Below are 19,900 nucleotides of genomic sequence, written 5' to 3' on the forward strand. Positions count from 1 at the left end.
TTATGGAATATATATTGATTTTTATCTCGGCAATCTTTGTGAACAACATCGTATTGTCGCAATTCCTGGGAATCTGCCCGTTTCTGGGCGTTTCCAAGAAAGTAGAAACGGCGATGGGGATGAGCGCGGCGGTTACGTTCGTGCTGACGATAGCCACCATTGTCACCTTTCTGATCCAGAAATTCGTGCTGGACGCTTTCGGACTGGGGTATCTGCAAACCATCACGTTCATTCTGGTCATTGCCGCCCTGGTACAGATGGTGGAGATTATCCTGAAGAAAGTGTCGCCCGCCCTGTATCAGGCGTTGGGCGTATTCCTTCCGTTGATTACGACCAACTGCTGTATCCTGGGGGTAGCCATTCTGGTGATTCAGAAAGACTATGACCTGCTGACCGGCGTGGTGTATGCCTTTTCCACCGCTTTGGGCTTCGGACTGGCTCTGATTCTCTTTGCGGGGCTGCGCGAGCAGATGAGTCTGGTGAAAGTGCCGAAAGGCATGCGGGGTACTCCTATCGCCCTGATTACCGCCGGTCTGCTGGCAATGGCATTCATGGGATTCTCGGGTGTAGTATAAAAAAAAGAGGTTATTTGATAACATTTTGCGTAATATGATTGGTTTTTCATTTTATTTCTATATTTTTGTAAATCAAACAGAAAAACCGATGAAATAAATCGCACGATATAGATATTTATGAAAGAAAGAATTTTAGTAACGGGGGGAACGGGATATATCGGCTCTCATACCGTTGTAGAGCTGCAAAACAGTGGATATGAGGTTGTTATTATAGATAATCTGTCGAATTCGAGCGCCGATGTGGTTGACAACATCGAAAAAGTGTCCGGCATCCGTCCTGCTTTTGAAAAACTGGACTGTCTGGATTTCGCAGGACTTGACGCTTTGTTTGCCAAATACAAAGGAATTAAAGCGATCATTCACTTTGCCGCCAGCAAGGCGGTGGGCGAATCGGTAGAGAAACCGTTGCTTTATTATCGCAACAATCTGGTTTCCCTGATCAACCTGCTCGAGTTGATGCCCAAACATGGGGTGGAGGGGATTGTCTTTTCTTCTTCGTGCACGGTATACGGTCAGCCGGACGAATTGCCGGTGACGGAGAAAGCGCCGATTAAGAAGGCTGAGTCTCCCTACGGAAATACGAAACAGATCAATGAGGAAATTATTCGCGATACGGTGGCTTCGGGGGCTCCGATAAACGCGATCATGCTGCGCTACTTCAATCCGATCGGCGCGCATCCCACGGCATTGTTGGGCGAGCTGCCCAGCGGAGTGCCGCAGAATCTGGTTCCTTACCTCACTCAAACGGCGATCGGTATCCGTGAAAAACTGAGTGTGTTCGGAGATGATTACAATACCCCCGACGGGTCTTGCATCCGTGATTTCATCAATGTGGTGGATTTGGCAAAAGCGCATGTGATAGCTATCCGCCGCATCTTGGAGAAGGGGCAGAAAGAGAAAGTGGAAGTTTTCAATATCGGTACGGGACGCGGAGTTTCCGTATTGGAGTTGATTCGAGGTTTTGAGAAAGCTACCGGAGTAAAACTGAATTATCAGATTGTAGGCCGCCGTGCGGGAGATATCGAGAAGGTGTGGGCCAATCCGGACTTTGCCAATAACGAACTCGGGTGGAAAGCGGTAGAAACGTTGGAAGATACGTTGCGGTCTGCCTGGAACTGGCAATTGAAACTTCGAGAAAGAGGTATACAATAATAATTTCAGAATAAGGGCTCTTGGGCTCTTGTAACCGATCGGGATCGGACCGTCAGTGTATATGTGAATATGTGTTGAGGGTAGCTGTGCCTCCCCGGCACGAACATCCTGATTGAGTAGTAGTTTTGTCGTGTTTTATTTTGTGTTTGTGTTGTGACGGTACTCCGATGTGAATCGGAGTATCGTTTTTTTTTTGATAGTAGCTTGGATATGAAAGATATGTTATCGATGGAGGAAAAAACGTTAGTGGTACAGCTGAAGCGTGGCAATTGCCTTGCTTTTACTGTGATTTACAAGAAATATGCCCGGCAGGCTTACATCTTGTCTTTTAAATATCTTTGTAATAAGGCATTGGCGGAAGATGCCGTTCAAAACTTATTTATGAAGTTATGGCTTAAGCGGGAAGATCTGCGAGAGGATATTCCTATCAACCGTCTTCTGTTTACTATGCTAAAGAATGATTTGCTGAATATTTTACGTGATTCGAAAACGAACATTTTTGTATTAGAAGATTGCCTTGAGATGTTGAACTATATTGATGGTGGTGATGCTGAAGAGCAAGAGCTGGAACAAGAACAATTGGAGTTGATTAAGCATGTAGTGGATAAACTTTCGCCCCAAAGAAAGAAAATCTTTTTTATGAAAATATCCGGAAAATATTCTAATCAGGAAATTGCCGATGTACTGGGACTTTCGGTGAACACAATTAAATTTCAATACAGCCAATCGCTCAAACAAGTTAAAGTTTGGATTCGCGAAGCCTCTACATTATGTTTGCTCCTTCTATAATTTTTTTGATTTTTATATCATACTTTTGGTTTTTCTTTGTGTATTATATATAAAGATTCGATGAAATGCATAAAAGGAAGAAATATAGCATAGACAGTGAAATCATAGATTACATCGAACGTTATCTTGACAAAGATGTGAATTTGATATTGGAAAACAAACCTTTGGATCTAGGCAAAAAGACTCTGCCGGAATTTGACGAGTTTGAGGTGTACGATCATATTTATGCACGGATGAAAAAAAGGAAGCGTCATTCGTTGGCTTTTCTGTTGAAATGGACTGCAGTTGTTTTGCTGATGGTCGGTAATGTCGGGTATTTTACTTACAACTTTGCGGGTCGCTCGAAAAAGCCTCTAAGCCGGGAAGTAGCAGTTTTGAAAGGAGATAAAATAATAGTCATGTTGACTGACGGAAGTCGTGTATGGCTGAATTCGGATACCAAGCTGACATATCCGGAACAGTTTGTGGGAAATGAGCGGAGGGTAGCTCTCGAAGGTGAGGCTTATTTCGAAGTAAAGAGTGATCCCGAACATCCTTTTTATGTAACTGCCGGAGATTTGCAAGTGCAGGTGACAGGAACAAGCTTCAATATTTCGGCTTACCCAAGCGATGAGGAGGTTATTACAACTTTGGATGAGGGGCAAATCAGTATAGGGCGTTTTATGGAGAATGCGGCTTTGTATGTCATGAGACCCGGACAAACTGCAGTATACAACAGAGTGCATGGTAGCTGTAAGATTTCAATGAATGAATATTATAAGGAAGCTTCTGGGTGGAGGGAAAATCGCCTGACATTTCGAAATGCCACCTTGGAATCTGTTTTGAAAGTGCTTTCCAGACAGTTTGATGTCTCGTTCGAGATTGAAAACGATAAGATACGAGGCTATACGTATAATTTGTCAACCAAAGGAGGGGATCTTAGCAATGTGTTGAAGATGATGGAGTCTATTACTCCTGTTCGAATCATAAAAAAATCAGAATACGCGTATGTGATAAAATAAAGTCCATAAATCTAATAATTACAAAATTTTTATTCATGGAAAAAAAACACTTTTTTTCATACATCCGATTGTGGTGTATGGTAGGCGGATTTTGTTTTTTCATTCCGCTTTCCGCCTTGGCTCAGAGCCAGAAAATTTCTGTTAAAATGCGGGATGTTTCTTTGGAAAAGGCCATGCAAATTATTGGCAAACAGTCTTCGATGGATGTGGCTTACAGTAAAGAGTTTGTAGATCCGAACCTTAAGGTTAGCTTGAATGTGAGAAATAAAGCCCTTGAGAAGGTGCTTCAGGATTTATTTCGAAATACAAATGTGGGATTTCGTTTTCAGGAAAGTTGTATTTTACTTTTTAACAAGGTGGTACAAAAGGGTAGATTAGATGATAAGAATAAGGTGCATATTAAAGGCAGGGTGACCGATAGACAAACAGGCGAACCTATTGTTGGAGTTACCGTTTTTGTGCCTGGAACATCGCATGGCACCACAACAGATATTGACGGTAATTATTCACTCAATGTGCCTTTGGGAAGTACGGTTACATTTTCTTATATAGGATATGCGGATTTTAATCGGGAAGTTCGTGCAGAAGGAGTGTTGGATGTCGTTCTTATAGAGGATGCTGTGACACTGGATGATGTAGTCGTGGTGGGTTATGGTATTCAAAAGAAAGTAAACTTGACGGGAGCCGTATCAATGGTAAAGGGCGATGCCCTGGAAAACCGTCCGGTGGCCAATCTGAGTTCGGGTTTGCAAGGTCTTCTTCCAGGAGTAACCGTTACTTCTTCATCCGGTCAACCCGGTGCTGCTCCGGATATTAAGATCCGTGGCGTAAATACCATTAATAGCAGTACCTCGCCTTTGATTTTAATTGATGGAATAGCCGGCGGGGATATGAACTTGCTGAATCCGAGCGATATTGAAAGTATATCGGTACTCAAGGATGCGGCTTCGGCAGCTATTTATGGAGCTCGTGCGGCCAATGGCGTGATTTTGATAACAACAAAGAAAGGTCGCAAGCAAGAGAAAGCGCAGATAATCTATACAGGCTATGTGGGGTTCCAAGCGCCTACCGCATTGCCGGAACAGGTGAACGGAAGACAATACATGGAATTGTACAATGAGGCGATGAGTGCGGCGGGTTTCTCTAAACCTTACGGTGAAGATGCTTTTGCAAAGTACGATTCGAGAGAATCTCCCAATGAATATTTCAATACCGATTGGGTAAATGAACTTTTTAAAAAGAACGCATTGCAGACGGGACATTCTATCAGTATACGCGGTGGCGGTGAAAAAAGTGGTTATTTCATGTCATACGGTTATTTGAATCAAGACGGTTTAGTAGTAGGAGATGCCTTTAAGTCGAGACGTCATAATGCACGCATCAGCGTAAATACAGAATTGAATAATCGGTTGAAATTAAATGGAACAGTCAGTTTTGTAGATTATTATCGGACTACATCCGGATTTTCCGGAACATCCGGGGTGTTTAGGTTGGCCCAACGTATGTCGCCATTGTTGCCCGTTAAGTGGAAAAAGCAAGATGAAAACGGGATGTGGCATGATACTTCTTATTGGGCGACCGGTTCTGTGACAAATCCCCTATATGTAGCTTATGAAGGTGGAACAGAAAACAGAAAGTCAAGAACATTAAACGCTATCGTAGAAGCCAATTTTAAGATTATGGAGGATCTTTATCTGAATGGTCAATATTCAGCCAATTATTACTTCCGGGAGACCGACCAATTCCGCCCTACTTTGCCGGAATTCGATCCGAACGGGGTACCAGATCCGGATAATGAGGCAATGAAAAATTATGTGTATCAAGGTCATCAAGACGCACTGACACAAAGTCTGCAACTGACACTGAACTATAAAAAAAACATCAAGAAACATGAACTTGGAGCTTTGTTGGGATACTCCCAAGAGTGGTATGACTATAGCGAGTTGGATGGAAGCCGCAAGAATATTCTATTAGACAATATCTTTGTTCTGGATACCGGGACTGAGGATCTGACCAATGGAGGTAATAAAAAAGATTGGGCACTTCAATCTTATTTTGGACGTTTCAACTATGCATACGATGAAAAGTATTTATTTGAAGCTAATATGCGTATAGATGGTACTTCTCGATTTGCCAAGAATAATCGTTGGGGATATTTTCCATCATTCTCCGCAGGATGGAACTTTACCAAAGAAAGTTTTATGCAATTTGCCAAACCTGTTTTGGAATCGGGAAAACTGAGAGTATCATGGGGTGAATTGGGGAACCAGAATGTAGGTGATAGTTTCTATCCGTATCTTACTCCAATTGAACGTGTTGAAAAGTCATATCCTATAGGTGGACTTAACAATGTAGGATTTGTGCAGAAAAAACTCGGTAATAAAAACATCAAGTGGGAAACAATCCGTATGCTGAATACGGGTGTGGACTTGAATTTTATGAATAACCGACTTATTATGTCGTTTGACTGGTTTAAGAAAGAGAATGTGAATGCTTTGGTAAAACCTGTATATCCTACTATTGTGGGTGTGACTAAATCTGCTTTTCTGCCTTTTGAAAACATGGGTAAAATTGAAAATAAGGGTTGGGAGATCGACCTCGCTTGGCGTGACCGCATAGGGCAGGTAAAATATGGCGCCAATTTTAATATATCCGATTCAAAAAATAAAATTACGGATTTGGGGTCCAGTGAACCGACTTTAGGCAATAAGATCCGTAGGGTAGGAGATGCGATCGGCGCTTATTATGGCTATCTGACTGATGGATTGGCTCAAATTTCAGATTTTGAAGGAAAGAATGATGACGGTAAGTATATTAATCCGAATTTTGTAGTTCCTAAAGCGAGCGCAGGTATTGTACAACCGGGTGATATTAAATATAGAGACATCAGTGGTCCGGAAAATGTTCCTGATGGAATAATTGATGAATACGATAAGGTTGTATTCGGTGATCCGTTTCCTCATTACACTTACTCTTTCAAAGGTTATCTATCATGGAAAGGATGGGATTTCAGCTTCTATTTGCAAGGTGTGGGAAAGGTGAACGGGTATTTGGAAGAAGAGGCACGCCATTGCTTTATTAACGACTACTCTACTCCGAAGGTTGAACACTTGGATAGATGGACACCCAACAATCCGAGCGCTTCTTACCCAAGACTTTATCAGGGACAGACCCACAATTTATTATTTAGCGATTATTGGTTGGAAGACGCTTCTTACCTTCGTCTGAAAAATATACAGCTAGGTTATACTTTTCCCAAAAAATGGTTGGTCCGTTTGGGTATTTCTAATTTGAGAGCATACGTTTCTGCCGATAATTTATTGACTTTTACCAATTATTTCGGCGCTTACGACCCGGAGGTACGAGAAACATCAGGAGCCTCTTATCCTCAGGTGAAAACTTATGTGCTTGGTATGTCTGTAACATTTTAATCAATTAAATATCAGAATATTATGAAAAGATATAGTTGTATAGGAGTTTTATTGATGGGCTTGTTTATAAGTTCGTCGTGTTCGGACTTCTTGGACAAATATCCTCAGGATTCGGTGACCAATGAAACTTATTGGAAGAATGAGGAGCAATTGCGTGCTGCCTTGTATCCTTGTTACAACGCTTTCGATTATGAAACATTGATCAAGTGGGCAGAATCTACTGCTGAAACTGTGATGTGGGGCAATATTACGAGCGGACTGAGCAAAGTGTCGGGAGGAAAACATACTTATACCGACGGATTTCCGTTTACTTCTTATTGGAGAAATGCATATGAATATATTTATATCTGCAACAATTTTTTAGATAATTATAATACAGCGAAAGTCGATCAGTCTGTGAAAGATATATATGCTGCTGAAGTGAAGGTAATTCGCGCTTTTGAATATTTTATGTTAACTACTTTTTTCGGTGATGTGCCTTGGGTTGATCACGTCATTACAGCAGACGAAGCTTATGTTCCACGTAATCCGAGAGAGCAAGTCATAGACTATGTATTAGCTGATTTGGATTGGGCTGCACAAAAATTACCTGCTGAAAGACAGTTGGGCAGAAATGTGGGACGTATTGACCGTTGGGGAGCTTTGGCGATGAAAGCGCGTGTTGCTCTTCAGAACGAACGCTATGAGGTGGCGAAAGCTACTTGTGAAGAAATTATCAAGAATAGCCCTTATGGATTGTATGATTATGCAAAGCTTTATCAGGATGAAGGGGATGTGGAAATTAATCCCTCCAACAATGAATCGATCATATATAGTCTATATATAAAAGACGTGCGTATGCATAATACGTCAAGGGAAATTTGCGCACCTGTTGACTATGTGCGTTTTATGGCTTCTAAAACATTGGTAGACGCTTTTTTGTGTATTGATGGCAAACCGGCGAAAACGGGATTGGAGTATTACAAGAATGATAACGTAGTTACATCCGATTTGTATACATATCCTGAAAAGCATTATGCAGACTATTTTAAAAATAGGGATCCGCGTATGAAAATGACCCTTTATACTCCGGGAGACAAATGGCCGGGTGGTGATGACGGAGACCCCGATATTGATAAGATAAATTTAATTTTCAATTTACCCCGATTTGCTTCATTGAGTGGAAATAATCGAAATGGAGCCAATTCTTATACAGGTTTTTATTTTAAAAAATACAGTGTAATGAGTATGACCGGTGTCAATAAAGCGCATAATAACCTGAATGTGATACGTTTTCCGGAAATTCTCTTGACGTATGCCGAAGCGCTTTATAAACTAAATGGTACTCTTACACAATCAGAGATTGATAATACGGTAAATAAGTTGCGAGATCGTGTGGGAATGCATCGCATGAATCTGGATGAATTAAAACGTTGGAATATGGATCTTTGGACAGAGCTGAAGCGTGAGCGACGTATTGAGATGACCTTTGACGGTATGCGTTATGCCGATATTATACGTTGGAAAGAAGGAGAACTTCGTTTTGGACGTGCCATTACCGGTCCCAGTGAAATTGTATGTCTCAATGATTTGGGCAAGAATCCGTATCCGGATACCGGCTTGGATGAATTTGGAGATGTTATCCATGAAAAATCGACAGCCGAGGGTGGAGTCCGTTATTTTGATCCGAAGAAGCATTATCTTTGGCCTGTACCTTATGAAGAACGGGTAAAAAATCCTCTTTTGGGACAGAATCCCGGGTGGGAGGAATAAAATGTATATTATTAAATTTAAGAGTCAAGTCTGCAGAAATGTAGGCTTGACGATTTAAAACATCAAACAGCTATGAAAAAGATTTTATTAGCAGTAACTTACTTTTGTTGTGCTTTGGTTGGATGTGGAAGCGGTAATGACAAAGAAATTCCAGGCGGAAACGGTTGGGATGATGATCCGGAGGAAAAGGTCTATCTTGCTGTCATGAGTTATAATGTTCGTCATTGCGCACCTTATTATGGTTCGGGAGTTCCATCGGATGCCGAGGTGAATAATATAGCCAAAGTATTGAAAGAAAAGAATCCGGATGTCGTACTTTTGCAGGAAGTAGACTCTTGTACCAGCCGGAGCTTTGGTATAGACCAAGTAGAAGAACTTTCTAAATTGTCCGGATTCAAATATTATTATTTTTTTAAGCAAAAGACTTATGGAAAAGGTGCCTATGGCGCCGGAATCTTGTCTAAATATAAACTGAGCTCTATCGTTAACCACAAACTTCCTACAGAAATAGACGGACAGCAAATAAAAGGAAGTAATGTATTAGGAAGTGCTCGAATAACTTTTAAAGGAAAGGATATTTATTTGGCTACAACGCATTTGTCTGTAACGGAATCGGAACGTGTAAAGCAATTCCCATTTGTTTTAGCCGAACTGAATAAGCTGACAGGAGCTCCCGTAATCTTAGGAGGCGATTTTAATTCAAAACCGGATCACTCTGTTATTTCTTCATTAGACAGTAATGGCTTTAAAAGGACCAATAATGATCCAACCAAGTTTACTATTCCTTCCGACAAACCCAACCGCGAGCTCGATTACATTGCCTTTAAACCCGATAATGCGTTTAATGTAATTTCTCACACTGTTTTTACAGGGATTAATGCTTCGGATCATTTGCCTATTGTATCTGTATTGAAACCTTTATAGCTTATTGGTATGAAAAAAAACATATTGTTTTTTATTTTTGTCTTGCTGACGGTCAGTCTGTATGCCAGTGAACCTTTGAGAATACGCGTGATGACTTATAATCTGCGTTTTGGAGAGCTGGCCTCTTTGGAAGAATTGGCTATGCATATCAAATCTTTTTCTCCTGATTTTGTGGCTTTGCAGGAAGTAGACTGTAATACACAGCGTGAACGTGCTCCGAAACAGAACGGTAAAAATTTCATCTCCGAACTGGCATATTATACCGGTATGTTTGGCTTGTATGGCAAGACCATTGATTATAAAGGAGGATATTATGGTATCGGAATACTTTCCCGTTATCCGTATATCAGTAGCCAAAAGACTTTATTACCTCACATTCAAAAAAATGTTGAGCAACGCGCCGTACTTGAAGGGCTTTTCGAGATGGATGGAGATACGCTGGTTTTTGCTTCTACACATCTTGATGCTCAAAGAGCCGATGCGCGTGAATTACAAGCCGATTTTATTTGCAACCATTTTATGAATGTGAAGTATCCGCTTATTTTGGGAGGTGATTTTAATTCCATTCCTTCATCCAAGGTGGTGAAAACAATGGAGAAGAATTGGTTTTCCGATCCGGATGTTAGACCAACTATTCCCTCTTCAAATCCTGTTCGAAGAATCGACTTTTTGTTTGCTAAGCCGATGAAAGGATGGAAGGTAATTCGAAGCCAACCTGTTTTTTCCACTCTTTCCGATCATTTACCTGTTGTGACTGATTTGGAATATCATAAAATTAAGTCGAGTACTGAAGTTCGTGCTGCCCGTGATGTTATCTATAGGCAAATAGGGAGTCGGGCAGCAGATATAAATTTGAAAATCATTCCTGCTGTTGAGAACAGAGATGTTTATGAAATAAAAGCAGAACATGGTAATTTGACCTTGAGTGGCAGTAGCAGTGTAGCTCTATGTTATGCTTTTCATAGCTATATGAAAAAAGCTTGTCATTCATTGAAAACTTGGGGAGGAGAGCATTTCCAGTTACCGGATCAATGGCCTGATTTTGGTGAAAAACAGACTTCGCCGTATGAGTTCAGGTATTTCCTCAACGTTTGCACTTTTGGTTACACAACACCTTATTGGGATTGGGACCGTTGGGAACGAGAAATTGATTGGATGGCACTTCGAGGTGTGAATATGCCTCTTGCCACTATTGCCAATGAAGCTATTGCTGAACGGGTGTGGATGAAGATGGGATTAAAGAAAGAAGAAGTACGTATGTTCTTTACCGCACCTGCTCACTTACCGTGGCATCGTATGGGGAACCTGACTACATGGGAAGGTCCTCTTTCTGACGAATGGATGGAAAAGCAGGTGAAACTGCAACACAAAGTTCTTGATCGTATGCATGAGCTTGGAATGAAACCCATTGTTCCCGCTTTTGCAGGTTTTGTGCCGAAAGCCTTTGTTGATCAACATCCTGAAATAAGTTTTAAACATTTAGAATGGGGTGGTTTTCGACCTAAATATAATGCTTACGTGCTACCACCCGACTCTCCTTATTTTGAAGAGATAGGTAAACTGTTTGTTCAGGAATGGGAAAAGGAATTCGGCAAACACACTTATTATCTTTCGGATAGCTTTAATGAAATGCGCCTTCCGGTTGATAAAAGCGATGTGGAAGGGAAACACAAGTTGCTCGCTCAATATGGCGAATCTATTTATCGATCTATTGCAGCAGGAAATAAAGACGCTGTTTGGGTCACGCAAGGATGGACTTTCGGGTATCAACATGATTTTTGGGATAAAGAAAGTTTGAAAGCTCTTCTAAGTCATGTTCCTGATGATAAGATGATTATTGTTGATTTGGGAAATGATTATCCTAAATGGGTATGGAATACCGAGCAAACTTGGAAAGTGCACGATGGATTTTATGGTAAAAAGTGGATATTTAGTTATGTCCCTAATTTTGGAGGAAAAACTCCGATGACCGGTGATTTGCAGATGTATGCCTCTTCATCTTCGATGGCACTTCATACCTCGAATAAAGGCAACCTGGTCGGCTTCGGCTCTGCCCCCGAAGGTTTGGAGAACAATGAGGTAGTTTATGAGCTTTTGGCAGACATGGGCTGGACTGACGAACCTATTCATTTGAATTCTTGGATTGACAACTATGGTAAGGCGCGTTATGGCTCTTTCCCTCCAAAGATGAAAATGGCATGGAATATCTTCCGGCAGACAGCTTATTCGAGCTTATATTCTTATCCGCGCTTTACTTGGCAAACGGTTGTCCCCGATACTCATAGGTTAAGCAAAATAGATGTTGGCGACGATTTCTTACATGGAGTTGAATTGTTTTTGGATTGCGTCGATAGTCTGAAAGGCTCCCGGCTTTATGTTAATGACGCTATTGAGTTTGCAGCTTATTATCTAGCGGCAAAAGCTGACAAAGCCTATATTGCAGCATTAAGAGCGGATTCTGTAGGACACAAGGAAAATGCCCGGGATAACTTGAAAATAGCTGTTGACATTTTGTTGAAAGTAGATCGTCTTTTGGCTTCTCATCCGTTATATCGTTTGGAACCTTGGGTAAAGATGGCCCGTGATTATGGCGTTACTTCTGATGAGAAAGTCCATTATGAGAAGAATGCGAAGCGTCTTGTTACAACTTGGGGAGGGCGTCAACGAGATTATGCCGCACGTTTTTGGAGTGGATTGATAAAAGATTACTATATTCCGAGAATGGAGCTATATTTTTCTTCACATCGCGATCAACTTCAAAATTGGGAAGAAGAATGGCTTTCTCTTCCTTGGAATAATAGTACGCAACCTTTTGAAAATGCATTGGACGCTGCCATAAAAGAAGTAAATAAACTACGTAATATGTAAACCGTTATGAGAAAGATTGTACTGGCTTTCGATTCCTTTAAAGGGTCTGTGAGCGCTTCGGATATAAGTGACTCTCTGGCTTTAACCATCCGCCGACTGTGGCCGGAATGCGAGGTGAAGTCATTCCCTATAGCCGATGGAGGAGAAGGAACGGCCCGGGCGATAGGCAGGTATCTGCCTGTAGAAACCCTTTCCTGCCGGGTCCATGGTCCTCTTATGGAAGAGCGGAGCGCTTCGTATGTTGTTTCACAAGATGGTACGGCGGTTATTGAAATGGCAGCTGCCGCCGGTTTACCGCTGGTGCCTATGGACCGCCGGAATCCCATGAATACGACAAGCTATGGAGCAGGGGAGCTGATAGCCCACGCGTTGGATAAAGGATATCGGAAGTTTGTCATCGGATTGGGAGGCAGCGCTACCAACGATGCCGGTACGGGAGCGATGCGGGCATTGGGCCTGCGTTTTCTCGATGAAGCCGGTGATGAACTCCACCCTATCGGGCGGAATCTGGGAAAAATAAAGCGGATCGATTTTTCGCGTTTGAGACCGGATTTGAAAGAGGCTTCGTTTGTCATAGCGTGCGATGTGAGCAATCCGTTTTACGGCAAGGAGGGCGCTGCATACGTGTATGCTCCTCAGAAGGGAGCTTCTCCGGAAGAGGTCGACCTGCTCGACAGAGGACTTCGGCATTATGCGGAGGTGCTGTTGAGAGAAACGGGGCAGGATGTAGCCACTCTTTCGGGTGCCGGTGCGGCCGGAGGGATGGGAGGCGGCTTGCTTCCTTTCATGGATGCTACGTTGAAACCCGGTATCGATATCGTACTTGATCTTATCGGCTTCGACAAGGAGGTGGCGGATGCGGATGTGGTGCTGACCGGTGAGGGAAAGATCGACGCTCAAACAGGTATGGGCAAGGCATTGAGCGGTGTATTGGGCAGGGCTGTAGCCAAACAGGTTCCCGTTGTCGCTTTGGGCGGTTGCATAGAGGAGGTGGAAAAATTGAACGAATTGGGCTTTACGGCTGTTTTTTCCATTCAGTCGTCGCCGCTTTCGTTGGAGAAAGCCATGCGGAAAGAAATGACTTTAGAGAACCTGAACCGGACGGTTGTTCAGATCTTGCGATTGATGCTACGTGTGAAATCTTGATAAAACGACAAATGAAATGTATACGACTCTGGGTGCCTTGCTAGGTTTATTGCTGGCTATTTGGCTTATTATAAATAAAATCCACCCTGTATATGGGCTGATGACGGGTGCTTTGGCTGGTGGACTTGCTGGTGGGCTTTCGCTTATAGAAACGGTTAATGTGATGGTCGATGGCGTCAGAGATGTGTCTCCGGCTGTAATTCGCATCTTGTCAGCAGGAGTGTTGTCTGGCGTTTTGATTGAAACGGGAGCAGCTGCTAAGATTTCCAATACTATTATTTTACGTTTAGGCAGGAAGCATATTTATTTAGCCTTATCTTTCGCCACCTTCTTATTGTGTGCGGTAGGGGTGTTTATCGATGTGGCAGTTATTACAGTAGCACCGATAGCTTTGTCTATTCATCAGCGGTTAGACATCCCGACCTCCTTTTTATTACTGGCTATGATAGGCGGAGGAAAGTCGGGAAATATCATTTCTCCTAACCCAAATACCATTATCGCTGCTGAGAATTTCAACACCGATTTATCATCGGTAATGTTTGCAGGTATAATTCCAGCATTTATTGGATTAGTAATGACGATGATTCTTGTTGAATGGATATCTCAAAAAAAACAGGTTTCGAAAGAATTTGTTTTTGAAGTTAAAGATGAGTCACATGAACAACTTTCTCTTTGGTCTAGTCTGATGGCTCCTTTGGTTACTATTGTTTTGCTGGCATTACGTCCGTTGTTCGGTGTCGTTATTGATCCCCTTATTGCTTTGCCTTTAGGTGGAGTTGCAGGCATTCTCAGTATCCGGTGTTGGAAAAAGGTGCCCCAAATACTTGAGTTAGGACTACAAAAGATGGCACCTGTAGCTACATTGCTTATTGGCACAGGAACTATTGCTGGAGTTATCAAAAACTCGGATCTTAACAGCTTTCTTCTTTGGTTTTTGAACTATTGTCATTTAAGCGATTCTATAGTAGCCCCGGTTTCGGGAGCTTTGATGTCGGCAGCTACTGCATCTACCACAGCTGGAGCGATGTTGGCATCCGCGTCTTTTGCCGATACGCTCATATCAGTCGGAATTTCTGGTGTATGGGGAGCTTTGATGGTAAATGCCGGTGCTACGGTATTAGATCATTTGCCGCATGGCTCGTTTTTCCATACTACAGGAGGCGTGTGTGGATTGATTTTTAAGGACCGATTGAAGTTGATTCCTTATGAGACATTGATAGGAATGATATTAGCCGTTTCTTCAGCATTACTTTACTTTTTTATTTCTTGATTTTATTCTATTATTTTTATTTTATGACTCGAATATATTGTTTATTATTGATAAGTTTGACATGTCTTCCTTTGTCGGCATTATCCGATGAGGCAGTTGTGGTAACGAATTTAGCTAAACGTTTGATTCCCGAATATACTGCCTACTTCTGTTTCAGTCAAGAGAAGAAAGAAGATGGAAAGGATTCTTTTACTTTGGAAAGTAAAGATGGAAAAATCTTGATTCGTGGCAATTCCGCTAATTCGATGGCAGTAGCGCTTAACTATTATCTGAAGTATTATTGTAAAACTACAGTTTCTTGGTATGCTGATATTCCTGTAGAGATGCCGGAAGTGCTTCCTATCATACCTTATCCGATTCGGAAAGAAGCGAAAGTGGAACGACGCTTTTTCCTTAATTATTGTACTTATGGTTATACTATGCCTTTTTGGAAGTGGAGCGATTGGGAACGGTTAATTGATTGGATGGCACTGAACGGTGTCAACATGCCGTTGGCTATTACCGGACAAGAAGCTGTGTGGTATAAAGTGTGGAGTAAACTGGGGCTGACCGATGAAGAAATCCGATCGTATTTTACAGGACCGACTTATCTCCCTTGGCATCGTATGGCCAATATTGACGGTTGGAATGGACCTTTACCAAAACATTGGTTGGATACTCAGGTAGAACTTCAGAAGAAAATATTGGCACGTGAACGTGAATTAAAAATGCGACCTGTACTTCCCGCTTTTGCAGGACATGTGCCCGGAGCCTTGAAACGTCTCTATCCCCACATAAATATTAAATATTTGAGTAAATGGGCAGGGTTCTCAGATGCAAATCGTTGTCATTTCTTAAATCCTGAAGAACCTTTGTTTGCGGAAATTCAACAATTATTTCTGCATGAGCAGAATATGCTTTTCGGTACTGATCATATTTATGGAGTAGATCCGTTTAATGAGGTAGATCCTCCCAGTTGGGAACCGGATTATTTGAAGCAGGTCTCATCCGATATGTATAAGACTCTGACGCAAGCTGATCCGAAAGCAGAATGGATGCAAATGACCTGGATGTTTTATTTTGATCGCAAAAAATGGACTCCATCCCGTGTCGAGGCTTTATTGACAGGTGTTCCTCAAAATAAAATGGTGTTATTGGATTATCATTGCGAGAATGTAGAGCTTTGGAAAACGACAAAAAGTTTTCATGGACAGCCTTATATTTGGTGCTATTTGGGAAATTTTGGAGGTAATACGACTCTTACGGGTAATGTGAAGGAAAGTGGTGAGCGCCTTAATAATGCCTTGCTGAACGGCGGAAGCAATTTGTGTGGTATTGGTTCTACTTTGGAGGGATTGGATGTGGTTCAATTTCCTTATGAATATATTTTTGAGAAGGCATGGACTGATTGTCTGACTGATGAACAATGGGTTAATGCTTTAGCAGACAGACATGTGGGAGGGATATCTAAGAAAGCTCGTGAAGCCTGGCAAATCCTCTTCAATGATATTTACGTACAAGTACCAAAGACATTAGGAGTGTTGCCCAATTTGAGGCCAGTCATGGATAAAAAGAACAAGCGGACGGTAATAGAGTATGATAATGACCGTTTGTTTGAGGTCTGGAAGCTATTGGTCTCTGCAAACATCTCTCAAAGGGATGCCTTACAGCTTGATATTATTACTGTGGGTCGACAATGGATGGGGAATTACTTTCTGGAATTAAAAAACAAATTTGATAAGGCCTATCACGCAAAGAATAAAGCAGACTTACAGAAATATATTTTGAAAATGCAAGATTTGTTGACCGATATCGACAAACTTACTTCTTTCCATCCGTTTACTTCTATACACCATTGGTTGAATAAAGCTCGTGAGTATAGTGAAAATGTTGTATTGGCTGATTATTATGAATTGAATGCACGCAACTTGATTACTACTTGGGGTGGAAGTTTGAACGATTATGCGAGTCGTACTTGGTCAGGATTAGTGTCGAATTATTATACTTACCGATGGAATTTATATTTTGATGCGGTAATTGATGCTATAGAACACAATAAGTCTTTTGATCAAGGACAACTTGACAGACAAATAAAAACTTTTGAAGATTCTTGGGTGAAGTCGACTGCATATATTAAAACTAATCAGAAAGGAGATTTACAGGAATTTGTTTCTTTATTGATAAAAAAATATGAGAAATAAATTTCTGTATTGAAATTCAGTATCAGTACTTGGAATAAATATATCGTTGCAATATTATGGTTCATTCTTTCTTTGGGTTTTGTTTTTATAAAAAAGAGGTTTTTCTTTTTGATTCCTTGACTTTTCAGCTACTCTCATAGCACTCCTTGAAAAGTAAATGTTTCGGGGCCAAAAGAGAAAGAGGGGATGATGGCTTCCGGCTCGAAAAGCCCGAACACTGAAGAGCCGGAGCCGCTCATCGACGCATAAACGGCACCCGAGCGGTAAAGTTCCCGTTTGATTTCACCGATGACGGGGTATTGCGGAAATACGCTTGCCTCGAAATCGTTGACCAGCTTCTCTTTCCATTCGCGCACGGGAAGGGAGACCGTTTCTTTCACCGCATACTGCGGGCGGTGCGGGCGGATGGCTGAAAAAGCTTCGCGGGTGGAGACAAAAACATCGGGCTTGACGATTGCTATGCGGTATCCTTTGAGTGAAAGGGATACCGGTGAGAACCGATTGCCGATGCCTTCGGCAAAGGTGGGCCTGTTGCGGATAAAAAAAGTGCAATCGGCACCCAGCATGGCGGCATAGGTTTCCAAACTCTCTTCGGACAGATGAAGCCGGCAATACTCATTAAGGAGCTTGAGCGTAAATGCCGCGTCGGACGACCCGCCGCCCAGTCCTGCTCCCGAAGGGATGTGCTTATAGAGACGGATATCGAGCGGAGGGAGGTCGAAATCGTTGTCGAGTAGTTTGCAGGCTTTGATTACCAAATTGTCTTCGGGGTTGCCGGCAATCTTGGTTCCATACTGCGTGAGCCGGAATTTTTCTCCGTTTCGGGATGAAGTGTTGATTTCCAACGCATCTTCCAATGCGACAGGGTAAAAAACAGTTTCGAGGTTGTGGTATCCGTCGGGGCGTTTTTCTGTGACAGACAGTCCTAAATTTATTTTAGCGTTCGGAAAACAGATCATGACAGTTGAAGATTGATTATTGACAGTCGGCCGTTACTGACCGGCATTGCCTGTACGGCATTTATGAACCGAATAATGAACAATGCTTGTGAATGCAAAAATAATAAAAACTTTGATGCCCGCTACTATTCTTCGTTATTATGTTTTATCTTTGTCATCCCTTACGTGGGAGAAGATTTTTATGAGTCTTGCTAATTTAGTGAATCGTATATTGTAAATTGTAAAATCTCAACTGTCTGGATGGCCGAACAAAGAAGAAATACCCGTAGCACAAAATCGACAAAAGTACAACCGGTCAATGATTATGGCCGCCTTCAACCGCAGGCTCCGGAGCTGGAAGAAGCGGTATTGGGCGCTTTGATGATTGAGAAAGACGCTTATTCGCTGGTGAGCGAAATCCTGCGTCCGGACTCTTTTTACGAACGCCGGCATCAGTTGATCTACGCTGCTATTACCGATCTGGCGGTAAATCAGAAGCCGGTGGACATTCTCACGGTGAAGGAGCAGCTCAGCAAGCGCGGGGACCTGGAGGAAGTGGGAGGTCCGTTCTACATCACTCAGCTAAGCAGCAAGGTGGCTTCTTCGGCGCACATCGAGTATCATGCCCGGATCATTGCGCAGAAAGCGTTGGCACGCGAACTGATAACGTTTACGAGTCATATTCAGAGCAAGGCATTCGACGAGACGCTGGACGTGGACGATCTGATGCAGGAAGCGGAAGGCAAGCTGTTCGAGATTTCGCAGCAGAACATGAAGAAAGACTATACCCAGATCAATCCGGTGATTGACGAAGCGTATAAGCTGATTCAGAAGGCTGCCGCGCGGACGGATGGGTTGAGCGGTTTGGAGAGCGGCTTTACCAAACTCGACAAGATGACTTCGGGTTGGCAGAATTCCGATCTGATTATCATTGCCGCCCGTCCCGCAATGGGTAAAACGGCTTTCGTTCTTTCCATGGCGAAGAATATTGCCGTGAATTACAGGAATCCGGTAGCTTTATTCTCTCTCGAGATGAGCAATGTGCAGCTGGTGAATCGTCTGATATCGAACGTCTGCGAGATTCCGAGCGAGAAAATCAAGAGCGGACAGTTGGCAAGTTACGAGTGGCAGCAGTTGGACTATAAACTGAAGGATCTGCTGGATGCTCCGCTGTATGTGGACGATACCCCTTCGTTGTCCGTTTTCGAGCTTCGCACAAAGGCGCGCCGGCTGGTACGCGAACACGGTGTGCGTGTGATTATTATCGACTACCTTCAGTTGATGAACGCCAGCGGCATGGCTTTCGGAAGCCGTCAGGAAGAGGTGAGTACGATCTCACGCTCGCTGAAGGGATTGGCGAAGGAACTGAATATCCCCATCATCGCCCTGTCGCAGTTGAACCGTGGGGTGGAGAACCGGGAAGGTATCGACGGGAAGCGTCCGCAGTTGAGCGACCTGCGTGAATCGGGAGCAATAGAGCAGGATGCCGATATGGTTTGTTTCATCCACCGTCCCGAATACTATAAAATTTATCAGGACGACCGTGGAAATGACCTTCGCGGCATGGCGGAGATTATTATTGCCAAGCATCGTAACGGTGCGGTGGGCGATGTGTTGCTTCGATTCAAAGGGGAGTTTACCCGCTTCTCGAATCCGGAGGACGATATGGTGATTCCCATGCCGGGCGATCCTGCGGGAGCCATGCTGGGATCGAAACTGAATTCGGGTTCCGCGCCTCTTCCGCCTTCACCGGATTTTGTTCCGCAGACGGACAATCCGTTCGGAGCGCCGGGCGACGGGCCGTTGCCTTTTTAATAATTTTCTCTGTAAACGTTTCCCGCCAACCGAAAAATCTTATTAACTTTGCAAGTCTT

Annotated in this window: 13 protein-coding genes; 12 read left to right on the plus strand and 1 reads right to left on the minus strand. The window is 42.8% G+C overall.

Going from position 1 to position 19,900, the window contains the following annotated elements:
- Positions 1 to 2 precede the first annotated feature (2 nt).
- The 11 genes from rsxA (at position 3) to C234_RS0105255 (ending at position 17,088) form a co-directional block, all read left to right on the plus strand.
- Positions 3 to 575 carry an electron transport complex subunit RsxA gene (gene rsxA, locus C234_RS0105205; protein WP_027324906.1) on the plus strand — a complete coding sequence of 191 codons (573 nt, stop codon included), beginning with the start codon at positions 3 to 5 and terminating at the stop codon, positions 573 to 575.
- A gap of 117 nt (positions 576 to 692) precedes the next feature.
- Complete coding sequence (gene galE, locus C234_RS0105210) at positions 693 to 1,727, plus strand: UDP-glucose 4-epimerase GalE (protein ID WP_027324907.1); 1,035 nt, start codon at positions 693 to 695, stop codon at positions 1,725 to 1,727.
- 210 nt (positions 1,728 to 1,937) lie between these two features.
- Positions 1,938 to 2,516 (plus strand): sigma-70 family RNA polymerase sigma factor, encoded by a 579-nt coding sequence (locus C234_RS0105215; protein ID WP_027324908.1) that lies wholly within the window; start codon positions 1,938 to 1,940, stop codon positions 2,514 to 2,516.
- A gap of 65 nt (positions 2,517 to 2,581) precedes the next feature.
- Positions 2,582 to 3,517, plus strand: coding sequence for a FecR family protein (locus C234_RS0105220; RefSeq protein WP_027324909.1), 936 nt, complete (start codon positions 2,582 to 2,584; stop codon positions 3,515 to 3,517).
- Between the two features lie 35 nt (positions 3,518 to 3,552).
- Positions 3,553 to 6,948 (plus strand): TonB-dependent receptor, encoded by a 3,396-nt coding sequence (locus C234_RS0105225; RefSeq protein ID WP_027324910.1) that lies wholly within the window; start codon positions 3,553 to 3,555, stop codon positions 6,946 to 6,948.
- A gap of 21 nt (positions 6,949 to 6,969) precedes the next feature.
- Complete coding sequence (locus C234_RS0105230) at positions 6,970 to 8,700, plus strand: RagB/SusD family nutrient uptake outer membrane protein (protein ID WP_027324911.1); 1,731 nt, start codon at positions 6,970 to 6,972, stop codon at positions 8,698 to 8,700.
- A gap of 72 nt (positions 8,701 to 8,772) precedes the next feature.
- The gene (locus tag C234_RS0105235; RefSeq protein WP_027324912.1) at positions 8,773 to 9,624 is read left to right on the plus strand and encodes an endonuclease/exonuclease/phosphatase family protein; all 852 of its coding nucleotides are present in this window, start codon (positions 8,773 to 8,775) and stop codon (positions 9,622 to 9,624) included.
- Positions 9,625 to 9,714: 90 nt separating this feature from the next.
- Positions 9,715 to 12,492 (plus strand): alpha-N-acetylglucosaminidase TIM-barrel domain-containing protein, encoded by a 2,778-nt coding sequence (locus tag C234_RS0105240; protein ID WP_428829117.1) that lies wholly within the window; start codon positions 9,715 to 9,717, stop codon positions 12,490 to 12,492.
- A 6-nt stretch (positions 12,493 to 12,498) separates the two neighbouring features.
- Positions 12,499 to 13,638, plus strand: coding sequence for a glycerate kinase (locus C234_RS0105245; protein ID WP_027324914.1), 1,140 nt, complete (start codon positions 12,499 to 12,501; stop codon positions 13,636 to 13,638).
- A 16-nt stretch (positions 13,639 to 13,654) separates the two neighbouring features.
- Positions 13,655 to 14,908, plus strand: a complete 1,254-nt coding sequence (locus tag C234_RS0105250; protein WP_027324915.1) for a GntP family permease — start codon at positions 13,655 to 13,657, stop codon at positions 14,906 to 14,908.
- A gap of 23 nt (positions 14,909 to 14,931) precedes the next feature.
- A complete protein-coding gene (locus C234_RS0105255) occupies positions 14,932 to 17,088 on the plus strand; it encodes an alpha-N-acetylglucosaminidase (RefSeq protein WP_027324916.1) in 2,157 nt (718 codons plus the stop codon).
- 134 nt (positions 17,089 to 17,222) lie between these two features.
- Here the strand turns inward: C234_RS0105255 and ispE are convergent, their stop codons facing one another.
- Entirely contained in the window at positions 17,223 to 18,047 is an 825-nt protein-coding gene (gene ispE, locus C234_RS0105260; RefSeq protein ID WP_027324917.1) for a 4-(cytidine 5'-diphospho)-2-C-methyl-D-erythritol kinase, read from the minus strand.
- Positions 18,048 to 18,287: 240 nt separating this feature from the next.
- Here ispE and dnaB point away from each other — a divergent pair, with 240 nt between their 5' ends.
- Entirely contained in the window at positions 18,288 to 19,841 is a 1,554-nt protein-coding gene (dnaB, locus tag C234_RS0105270) for a replicative DNA helicase (protein WP_027324918.1), read from the plus strand.
- Positions 19,842 to 19,900 lie beyond the last annotated feature (59 nt).

Origin of the sequence: Bacteroides pyogenes DSM 20611 = JCM 6294 (assembly GCF_000428105.1) — a bacterium.
Lineage (GTDB): Bacteria > Bacteroidota > Bacteroidia > Bacteroidales > Bacteroidaceae > Bacteroides > Bacteroides pyogenes.

What these genes read in the sequence shown, in the direction of transcription:
- rsxA (WP_027324906.1), top strand. Translation starts at nt 3, where the DNA reads ATGGAATATATATTGATTTTTATCTCGGCAATCTTTGTGAACAACATC.
- galE (WP_027324907.1), top strand. Translation starts at nt 693, where the DNA reads ATGAAAGAAAGAATTTTAGTAACGGGGGGAACGGGATATATCGGCTCT.
- C234_RS0105215 (WP_027324908.1), top strand. Translation starts at nt 1,938, where the DNA reads ATGAAAGATATGTTATCGATGGAGGAAAAAACGTTAGTGGTACAGCTG.
- C234_RS0105220 (WP_027324909.1), top strand. Translation starts at nt 2,582, where the DNA reads ATGCATAAAAGGAAGAAATATAGCATAGACAGTGAAATCATAGATTAC.
- C234_RS0105225 (WP_027324910.1), top strand. Translation starts at nt 3,553, where the DNA reads ATGGAAAAAAAACACTTTTTTTCATACATCCGATTGTGGTGTATGGTA.
- C234_RS0105230 (WP_027324911.1), top strand. Translation starts at nt 6,970, where the DNA reads ATGAAAAGATATAGTTGTATAGGAGTTTTATTGATGGGCTTGTTTATA.
- C234_RS0105235 (WP_027324912.1), top strand. Translation starts at nt 8,773, where the DNA reads ATGAAAAAGATTTTATTAGCAGTAACTTACTTTTGTTGTGCTTTGGTT.
- C234_RS0105240 (WP_428829117.1), top strand. Translation starts at nt 9,715, where the DNA reads ATGACTTATAATCTGCGTTTTGGAGAGCTGGCCTCTTTGGAAGAATTG.
- C234_RS0105245 (WP_027324914.1), top strand. Translation starts at nt 12,499, where the DNA reads ATGAGAAAGATTGTACTGGCTTTCGATTCCTTTAAAGGGTCTGTGAGC.
- C234_RS0105250 (WP_027324915.1), top strand. Translation starts at nt 13,655, where the DNA reads ATGTATACGACTCTGGGTGCCTTGCTAGGTTTATTGCTGGCTATTTGG.
- C234_RS0105255 (WP_027324916.1), top strand. Translation starts at nt 14,932, where the DNA reads ATGACTCGAATATATTGTTTATTATTGATAAGTTTGACATGTCTTCCT.
- ispE (WP_027324917.1), bottom strand. Translation starts at nt 18,047, where the DNA reads ATGATCTGTTTTCCGAACGCTAAAATAAATTTAGGACTGTCTGTCACA.
- dnaB (WP_027324918.1), top strand. Translation starts at nt 18,288, where the DNA reads ATGGCCGAACAAAGAAGAAATACCCGTAGCACAAAATCGACAAAAGTA.